The sequence below is a fragment of the Rhodovulum sp. BSW8 genome, assembly GCF_003314725.1.
Classification (GTDB): domain Bacteria; phylum Pseudomonadota; class Alphaproteobacteria; order Rhodobacterales; family Rhodobacteraceae; genus Rhodovulum; species Rhodovulum visakhapatnamense.
This window is the reverse complement of record NZ_QNVX01000031.1, coordinates 68,502-82,727: the sequence shown is the minus strand read 5'-3', so window position 1 is coordinate 82,727 and position 14,226 is coordinate 68,502. Positions and strand designations below refer to the sequence as shown.

Below are 14,226 nucleotides of genomic sequence, written 5' to 3'. Positions count from 1 at the left end.
CAAATTCTGGAAGGACTTTTGCATAGCGACATCCCTATGGTGGCTTCGTGCAAAATGACTCGGGGTCGAAATCGATGGGGCGGACGCCGTCAGCATGCGGGGTCCTCCCGCGTGGCCGGGGCCGGGTTTGCCGCCATGAAGGCGCGAAGGCGATCAACGCTCCGCATGGTCGGGCCGGAGGTCCCTGCCTGCCACGCGGCCCAGGCGCCCCAACTGGCACCGATGGCTTCGCGCAACACCTTCTCGGGCGTTTTACTCGTGGCCTCCGCATAGGCCTTCACTTCGGCGATGAGCTGTTCCATGGCGCCGGATAATGGGGAAACTTCCCGCTTTGCGCAACAGGAAACTTCCCGCTACTTCCGTTCTGCCAGTCAGTGCAATCTCTTTCGCATGGGTGAGATTGGCGACGACTTCATTACCGGCCTTGAGCGGATCATGGATGCGCGCGGCTTGCGAGCCGCGCCGCTCTCTGAGGCTGCTGGTCTGAGCAAGAGCTTCATCCGAGATCTCCGACGCGGAAAGGCGGCCAGCCCGAAACTCGATACCGCAATGAAAATCGCGCGGGCCCTCGACATGAGCGTCGAGGAAATCCTCGCCGCCGCCAACGGGCCGGGTGCAGGAAGGCTCACAATCGCGATTGCCGGAAAGGTCGGAGCCGGAGCCAAGGTGCCCGTTTTCGATGCGTATGAGAAGGGCGACGGCCCACAGGTCGAATGCCCACCAGGCCTCTCTCCACATGGCGTTGTCGCCGTCGAAATCGTTGGGGACAGCATGGAACCTGTCTATTCGGCAGGTGATTTGCTGTTCTATTCCCGCCCCGCGCACGAGGGGGTTCCGAGCGAAGCTGTCGGTAGGCGCTGCGTCTGCGAATGCGAGCGGGGCCTAGGCTGGGTCAAGCTCGTCAAGCTCGGTTCAGAGCCTGGCTACTTCCACCTCATTGCGCTGAATCCTGACGCCGAGAACCAGCACGACGTGCGTCTCAAATGGGCCGCGCCAGTCAGGCTTCATTGGCCTGCGGATCTCGTCAAACGGGTCTAGTCGACCCCATTTCAACGATAAAAAGAGCAATCGTTGGCGCTCGCGCAGGGCCGCCACAGGCACTGATGCGCCAAGCAACGGCCTCGTCGGATCGATGACGGGGGGAAGTTTCCCTCTTTTAGATTGACATAGGGAAACTTCCCTATAATGGTCATCCCCATCGCAACCGGAAAGGGGAGACCCATGAAGACCATCCTGACCGCCACCGCCGCCGTGGCCCTGCTGGCCGCGCCCGCGCTCGCCGCCGTCAACGCCACCGAGGATCTGTCGGCCATCCGCCAGCCCTCGGCCGATTCCACGGGCTGCTTTGCCGCCATCGCGGGCACCAACGCCTTCGAACGCACCCACGCCCCGGGCTGCATCTATTACCGCGCCCCCACCGGCACCGACCCGAAGGAGGTCGAGGCCGCCGATCCCGAGCCAGCCGATCCGGGCGAGGCCGAGGGCGAGGACAGCGAGAACGCCGGTCTCTGAGCATCGGTGCGGGCCGCGCGTCGGCCCTCATCCCATGCCCAGACCCAGTTTGCTCTCCGGAGGACCTCATGCCCCGCATGCCAAAAATCCCCGACCTTCCCGCAACCTACGGCTTCGGCACCTGGCGCGACGCGCTGCTGGGCGCCCTGATCGGCGTGCTCTTTGTCGGCTCGGCCTGGGGCGGCGTCACGCTGGCCGGAATCGCCAACGGCAGCCTCTGATGGAAACGGCCCTCACCACCGCACCGGAACTGGCCGATTTCGTCGCCGAATGGCGCTCCGCCGCGCCCGAGGTGCAACTCGCCGCGATCCGAGGCGCGCTTCGCCGCCACGGGATCGAGATCCCGGCGCTGCTCGGGCGGGTGGCCTTCTACGAGATCCAGCTCTTCGGGCTGACCACCACCGGCCGCAACGAGGCCGAGGCCGCCCAAAACTGGATGGAGGCGGCCACCCGCCTCTGTCCCTTCGAGTGACCTCATAAGGACCGCCCGCCGATGCCCGATGGCGCCCTCTTTCCGGTCGAGCCCGCGACCCGGACCCCCTTCGACCCGACCCCGATGATCGTCGACAGCTTCGCGGGCGGGGGCGGGGCCTCGACCGGGATCGAAATGGCGCTCGGCCGCAGCCCCGATGTCGCGATCAATCACGATGCCGCGGCGCTCGCCCTGCACCAGGCCAATCACCCGGCAACGCACCACCTCAATTCCAATGTCTGGCATGTCGATCCGGCCGAGATCTGCCGTGGTCGCCGTGTCGGGCTCGCCTGGTTCAGCCCCGACTGCAAGCATCACAGCAAGGCCAAGGGCGGCAAGCCCGTCGCCCGCAACATTCGCGACCTCGCCTGGGTCGTCGTGCTCTGGGCGCGCCGGGTCCGGCCCGAGGTGATCGCGCTGGAAAATGTCGAGGAGTTCCGCGACTGGGGGCCGCTGACCGAGGCCAACCGCCCTTGTCCCGAGCGCCGCGGCCAGACCTTCCGCCACTGGGTCGGCGAGCTGCGCCGCCTCGGCTATCGCGTCGAGTGGCGCGAGCTGCGCGCCTGCGACTACGGCGCGCCCACGATCCGCAAGCGGCTCTTCCTGATCGCCCGCCGCGACGGCCGCCCCATCGTCTGGCCCGCGCCGACCCATGGCGATCCGGCCAGCCCGGCGGTCCGCAAGGGCAGGCTGCTGCCGTGGCGCAGCGCCGCCGACTGCATCGACTGGTCGCTGCCCTGTCCGTCGATCTTCGACAGCTCGGCCGAGATCAAGGCCCGGCACGGCCTGCGCGCGGTGCGCCCGCTGGCGAAGAACTCGCTCGCCCGGATTGCCCGAGGCATGCGCCGCTATGTTCTGGATGCCGAACGGCCCTTCATCGTGAACCTGACCCACGGCGCTAGGACCGAGGATCTGGCCCAGCCGCTGCGCACGATCACAGGCGCCGCGCCGCTTGGCTTACTGGCCCCGGCCATCGCCAGCATTGCGCACGGATACAGCGGCGGGCGGCGAGAGTATCCGGTCGACGCGCCACTCGGGACAGTGACCAGCGGGGGCAATAGCCACGCCGTGATCGTCCCCCATCTGCTCAGCCTAAAAGGCACAGCCCGCCGCGCCATCGCGATCGATGCCCCGCATCCGACCGTGCTGGCCAGCGGCAGCCACCAGACGCCGGTCGCGGCATGGTTCGCGAAATACTACGGCACCGGCGACGGCGCCCGGATGGACGAGCCCTGCCACACCGTGACGGTCAAGGACCGCATGGGCCACATGCAGGCCGATCTGGCCGCGCCCCCTTTCGCCGAGGAACACGAGGCACGGGCCCGCGAGGTGGCCGAGTTCCTGCGCGCCCATGGCGCATGGGACGGCGGCGCCTTCGTCACGCTCGAGATCGACGGGCAGAACTTCGTCGTGATCGACATCGGCATGCGGATGCTCAGCCCGCGCGAGTTGTTCAACGCCCAGGGTTTCCCGTCTGACTATGTGATCGAGGGTGTCTGGGACGGGTTCGACAGTGACGAGCCCACGTTCAGGCCGTTCCCGAAGGACGTGCAGATTTCGTGCTGCGGCAACAGCGTCTGCCCGCCAGTCGCGGCCGCGATCATCGCTGCCAACTGCCAACACCTGGCGGTGCCCATGCAAGCCGAGGAAGCGAACAATGCCTGACACCCCAACCGCCGCCCAAGCCGACTACGCCGCCCGCGTCCTATCCGCCATCGAGCCGACCGGCGAACTGGCCCGCCTCCGCACCGAGAACGCGCGGCTGCGCGAGGCGCTGGAAAAGGCTTCCGTAGCGCTTGATCTATTCGATAAGCGGCCGGTTTTGGCGGACCCCCAAGCTATGATCTCAGCCGTAAATTCGGCGAGGATTGCCGCAGCACGTATCCGCACAGCGCTCAGGCAGGAGGGCCGGGAGGATGGCTAATTTGGCGATCGATCTGGCATCGCTGCCGCCGGAGCCGCGATGGGCAGTCTGCATTCACCTGAAAGGCGGGCATGTGGCGCGCATCATGATGCCAGAGGCGAACGCGGTCAGCCTGTTGGAAGCAATAGATGGCCACGTTCGCGCCCACGGATTCCGCGGCTGGCGGCGTTTCGAACTCGTCGTGCTCAACATGGAAGAATTGCAGATGGTTCGCCTGATCCCCTGGCAGGAGGCCGCCGATGGCTGACCACACCCACATCGAATGGACGGATTCTACTTGGAACCCCATCACAGGCTGCAGCATCGTTTCGGCCGGTTGCACCAACTGCTATGCGATGGGGTTGGCCGGGACGCGGCTCAAGCACCACCCGAGCCGGGCGGGCCTGACGCGCGAAAGCGGCGGGCGCCACCTCTGGACGGGCGAGGTGCGGTTCAACGAGGAATGGATCGACCAGCCGCTGCGCTGGCGCAAGCCGCGGCGGATCTTCGTCTGCGCGCATGGCGATCTGTTCCACGAGGCCGTGCCCGACGAATGGATCGACCGGGTTTTCGCCGTCATGGCGCTGGCGTCGCAGCACACGTTTCAGGTGCTGACCAAGCGGCCCGAGCGGATGCTGCGGTATCTATCGCAACATGATGTGGGGCAGAGATGGGCCGAGATGATCGACATCCTGAGGCTTGTCGATGCGGTGATTGTATGGCCGGAGACAGCGACAAGCTGGACGAAAAACGGCCTTCCAAACGTCTGGCTCGGCACCAGCATCGAGGACCAGGCCGCCGCCGACGCGCGAACCCCGCACCTGCTCGCGACACCGGCGGCCGTGCGGTTCGTCTCGGCCGAGCCGCTACTGGGAGCGATGGATCTGCGCAGATATCTTTCCGTTGTGCCTGGTCTTGATTGGGTGATCGTCGGCGGCGAGAGCGGCCCGCGCGCCCGGCCGATGCACCCGGATTGGGTGCGCGGGCTGCGCGACCAGTGCCAGGCGGCGGGCGTGGCCTTCTTCTTCAAGCAGTGGGGGGAATGGTCGCCCTGCGTTCTTTTGGGCGACGATGATGGCGAGCCGTTGGCAGCTTACCCTATGGACGGGTGCTTCGACGGCGGCTCGCATCGTGGCGATCAGGAGGCGCGCTTCTGGCAGGACGGCGAATGGGTGTTCTGGCCTTACGTGCAGAAACTCCCCGCTGTCGGCGTTCGCCGCGTCGGCAAGCGTGCCGCTGGTCGCCTGATCGACGGCAGGACATGGGATGGGATGGCGGTGGCCATGGGCATGGCGCCGGAGAAAGACTGGATGGAGGAGGGCAGGGACGCGCCATGAGCAAGCAACTCCGTACCGATGATCGCGTGCGGCGCCTCATCTCCGCCGTTGAGGCGTGCGGAAAAACGGTGCAGCGTGTCATTGTCAGAGGCCGGGAGGTCGAACTGATCCTTTTTCGAGACCAGGATGAGATCGACGAATTCGAAGCAATGGATCTGAGGCGATGAAGCGCGACCTGCCGAAGCATGTCTATCGCAAGGGAACTGCGATCTACTGGCAGCGTCGGGGCGAGCCGACCGTCCGGATGGAGAACCAGGAACTGACCCCGGCGTTCTGGGCGGAATATGCGCTTCGGCTCAAGGGGCCTGTCCGCGCACCGTCCAAGCGCACCTTCAACGGGCTGATCGACAGCTACCGCCGATCCGAGCGCTTCACCTCTCTGGCGCCCCGAACCCGCAAGGATTACGAGCGCGTGCTCTCCGTGATCGAGGCGAAATGGGGCGCTCTCGATCCGGTCAAGGCGCAGCGCAAGCACTTCATTGCCTTGCGCGATGCCAACGCTGACGCGGCCCGATTCGCAAACTACGTGGTTCAGGTGTCCCGTATCCTGATGGAGCATGCCATCGACATTGGCATGGTGTCCGAGAACCCGGCCAAGGGCATCAAGCAGGTGAAAGGCGAGACGATAGATCGTCGACCGTGGCCCGCCGATCTGGTCAAGGCGTATCGAGACGCTGCGGAAGGGCGCGCGCTACTTGTCTTCGAGCTCTGCCTCGGAACCGGGCAGCGGATCGGAGATGTCCTGAAAATGCGCTGGGGCGACCTTGAGAACGGCGGGATAAACGTCCGGCAGAACAAGACCGGCAAAACCCTGTGGGTGCCGCTCACGAAGACGCTGCGGGTCACTCTTGAAGCGGCCGACCGCCGCAGCGTCTTCATTCTGACCAACGAGCGGGCAACTGGCCCATGGTCGTACAGAGGCGCCGCACAGGCGGTCAGGAAGGTCAGGGAGAAGATCGGCGCGGAAGCCTACGACATTCATGCCCTGCGCTACACTGCGGCCTCGGAACTCTGCTCCTTGGGGCTGACAGATGAGGAAATCGCATCTGTCACCGGCCAGTCCATGGCGATGGTTGCGCACTACACCGCCCATGTGAGGCAGAAGGTCCGGGCCCTCAAGGCGCAAGAACGCAGGCTCTAGAACGGAACGGGACCAGAACGTGAATGTTGAGAGAGGTGTTGAGAGATCGCGGAGCGGAACCGCTAAGTAGTGGAGGCGAGTAGGAGAATCGAACTCCTGTACACGGATTTGCAATCCGCTGCGTAACCACTCCGCCAACTCGCCACGTCAAGCGCTTAGCCCTCTAGCATCCGAAATCCCGCAGCACAAGCCTCAACATCGCGGCCTTGGTGGAGATCCTCCAGGGCGCGGAGAGGCGGCCGCGCTTTCCTTGGCCGAGCCCGATGCCGGCTTGCGCTTGAGCCTTCGGCAGGCGGCCTTCAGGCCGCCAGATGGGCGGGCTTCTTGCCGGCGATGATCATCGCGAGGATGTCGTCGGTCGTGACCTCCTCGACCCGGACGATGCCGACAAGCCGGCCGTTCTTCATCACCGCCGCCCGGTCGCACAGCGCCTTCACCTGATGGACGTCATGGTCGATCAGGAAGATCCCGAGCCCCTGCCGTTTCAGCTCGCCGATCAGCTCGGCCACCATCTGCGTCTCTTGCGGGCCGAGCGCGGCCGTGGGCTCGTCCATGATCAGGATGCGGGCGTTGAAATAGACCGCCCGGGCGATGGCAACCGACTGCCGCTGCCCGCCCGACAGCGCCGAGACCGGGGAAGCGAACTTGCGGAAATTGGGGTTGAGGCGGGCCATGATCCGCCGCGTCTCGGCCTCCATCGCGGCCTCGTCCATCAGCCCCAGCGGCGTCACCAGCTCGCGGCCCAGAAAGAGGTTCGAGGCGGCGTCGAGATTGTCGGCCAGCGCGAGCGTCTGGTAGATCGTCTCGATATTGTAGCGCCGGGCGTCGCGCGGGTTCGAGATGGCGGCGGGGCGGCCGTCGATCAGGATCTCGCCTGCATCGCGCTGATAGGCGCCCGAAAGGCACTTGATCAGGGTCGACTTGCCCGCGCCGTTATGGCCCAGAAGCCCCACAACCTCGCCGGGATAGAGATCGACCGAGACATGATCGACCGCCTTGATGCCGCCAAAGGAAATCGAGATGTCCTTCATCTCGACCAGGGGGGTGCCGCGTGCGTCCGCCATCACCGTTCTCCCGTCCGTTTGCGGTAGAGGATGTCGACCAGCACCGCCAGCACCAGCACTGCGCCCACCACGATGTTCTGGAAGGGCGCATCGACCCCGACCATGGCCATGCCCGATTGCAGCGACTGCATGATCAGCGCGCCGAGGATGGCGCCGTAGATCGTGCCCGAGCCGCCCGCGAGCGCGGTGCCGCCGATCACCGCGGCCGCGATCACGCGCAGCTCGTCCAGCGTGCCGATATCGTTCGAATGGAAGGTCAGCCGGGCCGAGGCCACCACCGCCGACAGCGCACACAGCACACCCATCAGCGCGAAGACCTTGACCGTCAGCCAGCGCGTGTTGATCCCCGACAGCGCGGCCGCGTCCGGGTTGCCGCCGGTCGCGAAGACATAGCGCCCGAAGCGGGTGCGCCGGGCGATCACCGTCATCCCGGCCGCGATCAGGATCAGAAGGATCACCGAGAACGGAAGCCCGTAGCCCGCGGTAAAGCCCTCGGGCAGGACCGCGCCACGCGCCTCGAAGATCCGGGCGAGTTTTCGCGCGGGCACCTCATAGGCGTTCAGCACCGCGACGAAGCCGAGGATCGCGCCCGCGACCACGAGGCCCAGCACCGCCTCGGCCCAGCGCGGCTTGACCGGGAAATCATGCGCCCGGCGGTTGCGGCGGCTGGTCGCCATGTAGACCAGCGCGAAGACCGTCGCCGCCAGCCCGAAGCCCCAGGAGAGGCTTTCGCCGAGCGTGCCGTTGATGCCCCCCAGAAGCTGGTAGGTGGGGTCGAGCGGGCCGATGGTCTGCCCGTTGGTCAGGTACCAGGCGACGTTGCGCCAGACCAGAAGCCCGCCCAGCGTGACGATGAAGGCAGGGATGCCCAGAAACCCCACCAGCCAGCCCTGAAACCCGCCGATCACCGCGCCGGTCGCCAGCCCTGCGGCGATGGCCAGCGGCGCGATCGCCCAATGGCCCAGCCCAAGCCCCAGCCAGCCCGGCAGCACGACGGTCTGCACCATCGCCATCACCGCCGAGCAGGTGGCCAGCAACGCGCCGACCGACAGGTCGATATTGCGGGTGACGATCACGAAGACCATGCCGGTGGCCATGATCGCCACGCTGACGGTCTGGATCGTCAGGTTGAAGATGTTCCGGGGCGTCAGGAACCGCCCGTCGGTCACGAGATTGAACACCAGGCACAGCACCACGAAGGCGCCGATCATGCCAAGCAGACGCGTGTCAAGCTCCAGCGAGTCGAAGATCGACTTGCGGGCGGGCGCATCGCTGCGGGTCCGGGCGTGTTGCATTCCCTGCCTCTCCGAAGACCTTGGGGCCGCGCTGCGGCGCCGGGGGCGGCAGGTGTCGCCCGCCGGGCCGTTCGGGGCTCAGTTGCAGGGGGCGGGGCCGTTCTCGACGCCCTGACACAGCGCGTCCACGTCGATCCAGCCGGCATCGGTGACCGCGGTCAGGTTGTCGCGCGTGACCGGGATCGGTTCGAGGAACTTGGCCCAGAGCGTGGTGCCGCTGGGCGAGGTCCATTGCTGGGCGCCGTCGATGTCGTTCATCTTGGTGCCGCCCGCCAGTTCGATGGCGATCTGGCCCGCGGCCTTGCCAAGCTCGCGCGCATCCTTCCAGACCGACACCGTCTGGGTGCCCTTGGCGACCCGGTTCAGCGCGGCATGGTCGCCGTCCTGCCCCGAGACGGGAATGCCGCCCATGCCTTGCGCCATCAGCGCCGCCACCGCGCCGCCCGCCGTGCCGTCATTCGAGGCCACGACCGCGTCGACCTCGTTGTCATTGGCGGTCAGGATCTGTTCCATGTTGCGCTGGGCATTGGCGGGCAGCCAGCCGTCGGTATAGGCCTCGCCCACGATCTTGATCTTGCCCGCGTCGATCGCGGGTTGCAGCACCTGCTGCTGGCCGCCCCGCAGGAAATCGGCGTTCGGGTCGGTGGGCGAGCCCTTGATCATCACGTAATTGCCCTCGGGCGCCTTCTCCAGCACGGCGCGGGCCTGCATCCGGCCGACCTCGACATTGTCGAAGGTCAGGTAAAAGGCGCGGCCGTCCTCGATCAGCCGGTCATAGGCGATCACCGGAATGCCCTCGTCCGCGGCCGACTGCACCGCCGGAATGATCGCCGAGGTGTCCTGCGCCAGGATCAGCAGCGCATCGACGCCCTGCGCGATCAGGCTTTCCACATCCGACAACTGCTTGGCCGAAGAGGACTGCGCGTCGGTCGAGACGTATTTCGCCCCCGCCGCGTCCAGCGCGGACTTGATCGCGGCCTCGTCGGTCTTCCAGCGTTCTTCCTGAAAGTTCGACCAGCTTACCCCCACCGTCAGATCCTGCGCGAGCAGCGGCCCGCCAAGACAGGCCGCGGCCAGAAGGCCCGCGATCAGCGTTCTTCCTTGCATCTGATACCTCCCAAGCATCACCGGGCCGCGGCCGTCGCCTGGCGGACGCCGCCGCGCCTTGACAGCAGCATGACACCGATTTTTCACCTGTCAAAATAAAATTGTTCTGCGATACTTGATCTGCCCGGATATGGGGAGGAAATGCCGGGGTTCAGCTGTCGCGGCGTGCAGAACCGAGCGCTGCGAGGCGTGATTTCCCCATTCTTCGCGCGGATTTAGTTCGGTGAATGAAAAATGATGACGCCGCCGGTCTCGACGCCGCATCTGGGACCCGGGAACCCCGATCAGCCGCGCGGCTGCGGCCCGCTGGCGCCGCCGCGCAGCCCGGCGCCGCGCCCGCTGCGCCAGCAGATCTTCGAGCAGGTCCGGGCGATGGGCGAGGTCTCGCGGGGCCAGCTTGCGCGCGAATTGGGGGTCAGCCCGGCCTCGGTGACGACCCAGACCTCCGAACTGATCGAGCAGGGCTATCTGACCGAGGTGCCCCTGGTGCCCGGGGCCGAACCGCTGAGGGGCCGCCCGCCGGTCGCGCTGAGGGTCGCGGCCGGGGCACATGCGGTGGCGGGGGTCAAGTTCTCGATGCGCAAGCATGTGGCGGTGGCGCTCGATTTCGCGGGCAACCAGATCGCCGAGGCCAGCGAACCCGCCCGCGACCGCGCGCCCCTCGACGACCAGATCGAGGTGCTGGCGCGGCTGATCGGGTCGGTCTGCGCCGAGGCCGGGATCGGGGCGGGCGATCTGGCGCAGGTCGGCATCGGCGTGCCGGGCTTCGTCGATCATGCCTCGGGCCGGGTGCACTGGTCGCCGGTTTTCGGCGCGCGCGATGTCGATCTGGCGCAGGCTGCCTCGGCCCGGCTCGGCCTGCCGGTGATCGTCGATAACGACGCCAATCTCGCGGCGCTGGCCGAACTCTGGTTCGGCAGCGGGCGGACCCTGTCGGATTTCGCCGTCGTCACGCTTGAACACGGACTTGGCATGGGGCTGGTGCTGAACCACCGGGTGTTTCGCGGGGCGCTGGGGCTCGGGGTCGAGCTTGGCCATACCAAGGTGGAACTCGACGGCGCGCTCTGCCGCTGCGGCCAGCGCGGCTGTCTCGAGGCCTATGTCGCCGATTACGCATTGGCGCGCGAAGCCCATGTCGCGCTCGACCTGGCGGGCGGCAGTGTGGGCGGCGGGGCCCAAGGCGGCGCCGATCTGGTCGAGAGGCTCTATGCCGAGGCCAAGGCGGGCAATGCGGCGGCGCAGTCGATCTTTCGCCGCGCCGGGCGCTATCTGGCGCTGGGGCTGGCCAATGTCATCAACGTCTTCGACCCCGAACTGCTGATCCTCAGCGGCGAGCGGATGCGCTATGACTATCTTCATGCGCAGGAAACCATCGCCGAGGTCGGCGGCTCGGTGCTGCCCGCCCGCGCGACCCCGCCCAGGATCGAGGTCCATGCCTGGGGCGATCTGCTGGGGGCGCATGGCGCGGGCGCGCTGGCGCTGGGCGCTGTCACCGACCGCCGGATCGGCGGCCCGTTCGAGGGGGCGGCGGCATGAAGGGGCTGACGCTCGCGCTGCTTGTCCTGGCCGTACCCGCCTCGGCCGGTCCGGTCTTTCTTGACCGAAGCGCCGCGCTGCCGGTGGCCCATGTCTATTCCGGCGGGTGGGAGCATTTCGTGGGCGGCGGCGTCGCGATCCTCGATTGCAACGGCGACGGGCGGCCCGATTTCGCCGCCGCCGGAGGGGCGGGGCCCACGCATCTTTTCGTCAACCGCACCCCCGGGCCGGGTGCTGCGCTGGCCTTCGAGGCGGCCGGGCTGCCGGTGCCGACGGGCGTGACCGGGCTCTGGCCGCTCGATATCGACGGCGACGGGACCCTCGATCTGGCGGTGCTGCGGGCCGGGCCGAACCTGCTGTTGCGCGGCGACGGGCGGTGCGGTTTTGCCAAGGCCGATTGGGGCTTCGCGGGCGGCGACGGCTGGAGCACGGCCTTTTCCGCGACATGGGAGCCCGGTCGCAGCCTGCCGACGCTGGCCATCGGCAACTATGTCGACCGCGCCGATCCGAACGGCCCCTTCGGCACCTGCGACGGCAACGAACTGCACCGGGCCGAGGCCGGACGGTACGGCGCGCCGCTGCCGCTGGCCCCCGGGTTCTGTGCGCTGTCGATGCTTTTTTCGGACTGGCAGCGCAGCGGGCGGCCCGAGCTTCGGATCTCGAACGACCGGCATTACTATGTCAGCGGCGGCTACGAGCAGATGTGGCGGCTGGACCCGCTGGCCGAGCGCGGGCCGGACGAGGGCTGGCGGCGGGTCTCGCTGTGGGGAATGGGGATCGCCAGCGCCGATCTCGATGGCAACGGCTTTCCCGAGGTGATGCTGACCTCGATGGGCGACCAGCTTTTGCAGTTCAACGAGGCGGGGGTGCTGCGCGACGCGCCCTATGCGCAGGGCAGCTATGCCCAGCGGCCCTATCTGGGCGATGACGGGCGGCCCTCGACCGGCTGGCATGCCGAATTCGGCGACATCGACAATGACGGGCGGCTCGATCTCTTCATTGCCAAGGGCAATGTCGACCAGATGCCCTCGAACGCGATGAAGGACCCCAACAACCTGCTGATGCAGCAGCCGGACGGTAGGTTTCATGAGGCGGGGGATGCGGCCGGGATCGCCTCGGGCGCGCGGTCGAGGGGGGCGGGGCTGGCCGATTTCGACGGCGACGGGCGGCTCGATCTGGTGGTCGTGAACCGCCGCGCGGCCCTGGAGCTGTGGCAGAACGCGACGCCCGGCACCGGCCACTGGCTTGGGGTCGAGCTGCGCCAGCCCCCGCCCAATACGCATGCGGTAGGGGCCTGGATCGAGCTGCGCGCGGGCGGCCTGTCGCAGACCCGCGAGGTCACGGTCGGCGGCGGCCATGGCGGCGGGCAGGCGGGGCCTGTGCATTTCGGGCTGGGCGCGGCCGAGACGGCCCTGCTGCGCGTGCTCTGGCCCGGCGCGGGCTGGAGCGACTGGCAGGAGGTTGCGGCCGATGGCGTGGTGACGCTGCGCCCCTAGCGGTCGACCGGCAGGCCGCTGGGCACGGCGTCGGGGATGCCCAGCCGCCCGGCCAGCGCGGTTTCGTCGGTCAGCGCCTCGAGAAAGGCCATCAATGCCTCGATCTCGTCCGGGGCAAGACCGGGGCCGGGCAAGGCCGCAGCCTCGATGGCAGCGCGGGCCTCGGGGTCGTCGAGCACGGCCCAGACCGGCTGGGGGCTGTCGAAATGCGGCAGCACGGCCTCGCGCGGGTGGCGGTCCAGATCCTTTCGGGGGGCCGCGTGGCGCGCGAGGAAGGTGCGCAGGTCGGCATCGCCCCCGGCATGGCCCCAAGGGCCGGTGCGGGTGACGTTTCTGAGCATCGGCGTGCGGAAGGCGAAGGCGTCGGCGGCATGGCCGGTGACGCGGAACCGGCCCGGATCGGCCTGGCCCTTCTCGAACCGTTCGACCTTGCCGGGGCCGAGCTGCGGTGCGCCCATGGCATGAAAGCCCATGTCGGACAGCAAGGGTCCGGAATGGCAGGCGTCGCAGCCCGCCGGACCATAGAACAGCGCCTGGCCTTCGGCCGCCGGTCCGGTCAGCGGCGGTCCGCCCCGGAGCGCCCGGTCGAAGGCGCTGTCATCGGCGCGCCATTCGGCCGAGACGAAGGCGGCGATGGCATTCGAGATGTCGGTGAAGGCCACGGGGCGCCCGGCGGCGATCTCGGGATAGACCGCCTCGAACCGGGTCCGGTAGGCCGGAAGTGCCGCAACCCGGCCCGCGATCCGGTCCCAGGCGCCGCCCGGTCCGGTGATGAAACCCTGCCGGACGGCACGGGCCACGTCGTTTTCCTGATAATGCCCGGCCATCTCGTCGGGCGAGAGCACCGGGAACATGGTCTGCGCCGACAGCAGGTTCGCAAACCCCGCCACCATCTCGTCCTCCATCGGGGTGCGGAACCCGGAGGGGCGGCTGGCATCGGTCTCGATCCGGCCATCGGCGAACAGCACCGTCACCCCGGCCGCACCCATGTTGAACAGCGGTGGCGCGTTGCGCGGGATGAGCCGCTCGGGCGGGTTCGCCGGATCGGCGCGGCGCGCGGGCCCAAGCCCGATGCCGCCCTCGCCAAGCCCCAGCGACAGCCCGTCGCCGGTCGCGAACCGCGGATGGTGGCAGGTCGCGCAAGAGATGCTGCGGTTACCCGACAGGATCGGGTCGAAGAACAAGAGCTGCCCAAGACGGGTCTCGGCCTCGGGCGCGGTCGCGAAATCGGCATCGGTGAGCGGCGCAGGCAGGCTGCCCGCCAGACCCGGCGGGGCCGCCAGCGCCGCCATGAGGGCCGTGGCAAGGCGTGTCATGGTCTCCTCCCGCCGCCAGCAAAGCGCGGGCGGGGGAGGCACGTCAA

17 protein-coding genes and 1 tRNA gene are annotated in these 14,226 nt (G+C 67.9%); 12 read left to right on the top strand and 6 right to left on the bottom strand.

What is annotated here, in order from left to right:
* Positions 1–89: 89 nt before the first annotated feature.
* On the bottom strand, positions 90–302 hold the full coding sequence (locus tag DSD19_RS13725; protein WP_113669988.1) for a hypothetical protein: 213 nt from the start codon (positions 300–302) through the stop codon (positions 90–92).
* Here DSD19_RS13725 and DSD19_RS13720 point away from each other — a divergent pair.
* The 10 genes from DSD19_RS13720 to DSD19_RS13685 all read left to right on the top strand — a co-directional run bounded on the left by DSD19_RS13720 (position 301) and on the right by DSD19_RS13685 (position 6,365).
* Positions 301–1,038: a helix-turn-helix domain-containing protein gene (locus tag DSD19_RS13720; RefSeq protein ID WP_243627978.1), complete on the top strand. Its 738-nt coding sequence runs from the start codon at positions 301–303 to the stop codon at positions 1,036–1,038. The genes DSD19_RS13725 and DSD19_RS13720 overlap by 2 nt on opposite strands.
* 183 nt (positions 1,039–1,221) lie before the next feature.
* A complete protein-coding gene (locus DSD19_RS13715) occupies positions 1,222–1,512 on the top strand; it encodes a hypothetical protein (RefSeq protein ID WP_113669987.1) in 291 nt (96 codons plus the stop codon).
* Positions 1,513–1,589: 77 nt separating this feature from the next.
* Positions 1,590–1,733, top strand: coding sequence for a hypothetical protein (locus DSD19_RS21835; RefSeq protein WP_207802466.1), 144 nt, complete (start codon positions 1,590–1,592; stop codon positions 1,731–1,733).
* A complete protein-coding gene (locus tag DSD19_RS13710; protein ID WP_113669986.1) occupies positions 1,733–1,984 on the top strand; it encodes a hypothetical protein in 252 nt (83 codons plus the stop codon). The genes DSD19_RS21835 and DSD19_RS13710 overlap by 1 nt, the downstream gene beginning before the upstream one ends.
* A gap of 21 nt (positions 1,985–2,005) precedes the next feature.
* Positions 2,006–3,649, top strand: a complete 1,644-nt coding sequence (locus tag DSD19_RS13705; protein ID WP_113669985.1) for a DNA cytosine methyltransferase — start codon at positions 2,006–2,008, stop codon at positions 3,647–3,649.
* Positions 3,642–3,908, top strand: coding sequence for a hypothetical protein (locus DSD19_RS13700; protein ID WP_113669984.1), 267 nt, complete (start codon positions 3,642–3,644; stop codon positions 3,906–3,908). The genes DSD19_RS13705 and DSD19_RS13700 overlap by 8 nt, the downstream gene beginning before the upstream one ends.
* 1 nt (position 3,909) lies before the next feature.
* Entirely contained in the window at positions 3,910–4,155 is a 246-nt protein-coding gene (locus DSD19_RS13695) for a hypothetical protein (RefSeq protein ID WP_113669983.1), read from the top strand.
* Positions 4,148–5,224: a DUF5131 family protein gene (locus DSD19_RS13690; RefSeq protein WP_113669982.1), complete on the top strand. Its 1,077-nt coding sequence runs from the start codon at positions 4,148–4,150 to the stop codon at positions 5,222–5,224. Before DSD19_RS13695 ends, DSD19_RS13690 begins: the two co-directional genes overlap by 8 nt.
* On the top strand, positions 5,221–5,391 hold the full coding sequence (locus tag DSD19_RS21830) for a hypothetical protein (RefSeq protein WP_158272366.1): 171 nt from the start codon (positions 5,221–5,223) through the stop codon (positions 5,389–5,391). Before DSD19_RS13690 ends, DSD19_RS21830 begins: the two co-directional genes overlap by 4 nt.
* Entirely contained in the window at positions 5,388–6,365 is a 978-nt protein-coding gene (locus DSD19_RS13685) for a tyrosine-type recombinase/integrase (protein WP_113669981.1), read from the top strand. The genes DSD19_RS21830 and DSD19_RS13685 overlap by 4 nt, the downstream gene beginning before the upstream one ends.
* Before the next feature lie 70 nt (positions 6,366–6,435).
* On the opposite strand, the gene DSD19_RS13680 is transcribed toward DSD19_RS13685, so the two are convergent.
* From DSD19_RS13680 to xylF, 4 genes are all read right to left on the bottom strand, one after another.
* A tRNA-Cys gene (locus DSD19_RS13680) sits at positions 6,436–6,509 on the bottom strand.
* A 155-nt stretch (positions 6,510–6,664) separates the two neighbouring features.
* A complete protein-coding gene (locus DSD19_RS13675; RefSeq protein ID WP_075787346.1) occupies positions 6,665–7,429 on the bottom strand; it encodes an ATP-binding cassette domain-containing protein in 765 nt (254 codons plus the stop codon).
* Complete coding sequence (locus DSD19_RS13670; RefSeq protein WP_113669980.1) at positions 7,429–8,724, bottom strand: sugar ABC transporter permease; 1,296 nt, start codon at positions 8,722–8,724, stop codon at positions 7,429–7,431. Before DSD19_RS13670 ends, DSD19_RS13675 begins: the two co-directional genes overlap by 1 nt.
* 78 nt (positions 8,725–8,802) lie before the next feature.
* Positions 8,803–9,831 (bottom strand): D-xylose ABC transporter substrate-binding protein, encoded by a 1,029-nt coding sequence (xylF, locus tag DSD19_RS13665; RefSeq protein ID WP_113669979.1) that lies wholly within the window; start codon positions 9,829–9,831, stop codon positions 8,803–8,805.
* A gap of 237 nt (positions 9,832–10,068) precedes the next feature.
* Between xylF and DSD19_RS13660 the strand changes: the two genes are divergently transcribed.
* Positions 10,069–11,367 (top strand): ROK family transcriptional regulator, encoded by a 1,299-nt coding sequence (locus DSD19_RS13660; RefSeq protein ID WP_113669978.1) that lies wholly within the window; start codon positions 10,069–10,071, stop codon positions 11,365–11,367.
* Positions 11,364–12,863, top strand: coding sequence for a CRTAC1 family protein (locus DSD19_RS13655; RefSeq protein ID WP_113669977.1), 1,500 nt, complete (start codon positions 11,364–11,366; stop codon positions 12,861–12,863). The genes DSD19_RS13660 and DSD19_RS13655 overlap by 4 nt, the downstream gene beginning before the upstream one ends.
* On the opposite strand, the gene DSD19_RS13650 is transcribed toward DSD19_RS13655, so the two are convergent.
* On the bottom strand, positions 12,860–14,179 hold the full coding sequence (locus tag DSD19_RS13650; protein WP_113669976.1) for a cytochrome-c peroxidase: 1,320 nt from the start codon (positions 14,177–14,179) through the stop codon (positions 12,860–12,862). The two genes, DSD19_RS13655 and DSD19_RS13650, sit on opposite strands and share 4 nt — an antisense overlap.
* Positions 14,180–14,226 lie beyond the last annotated feature (47 nt).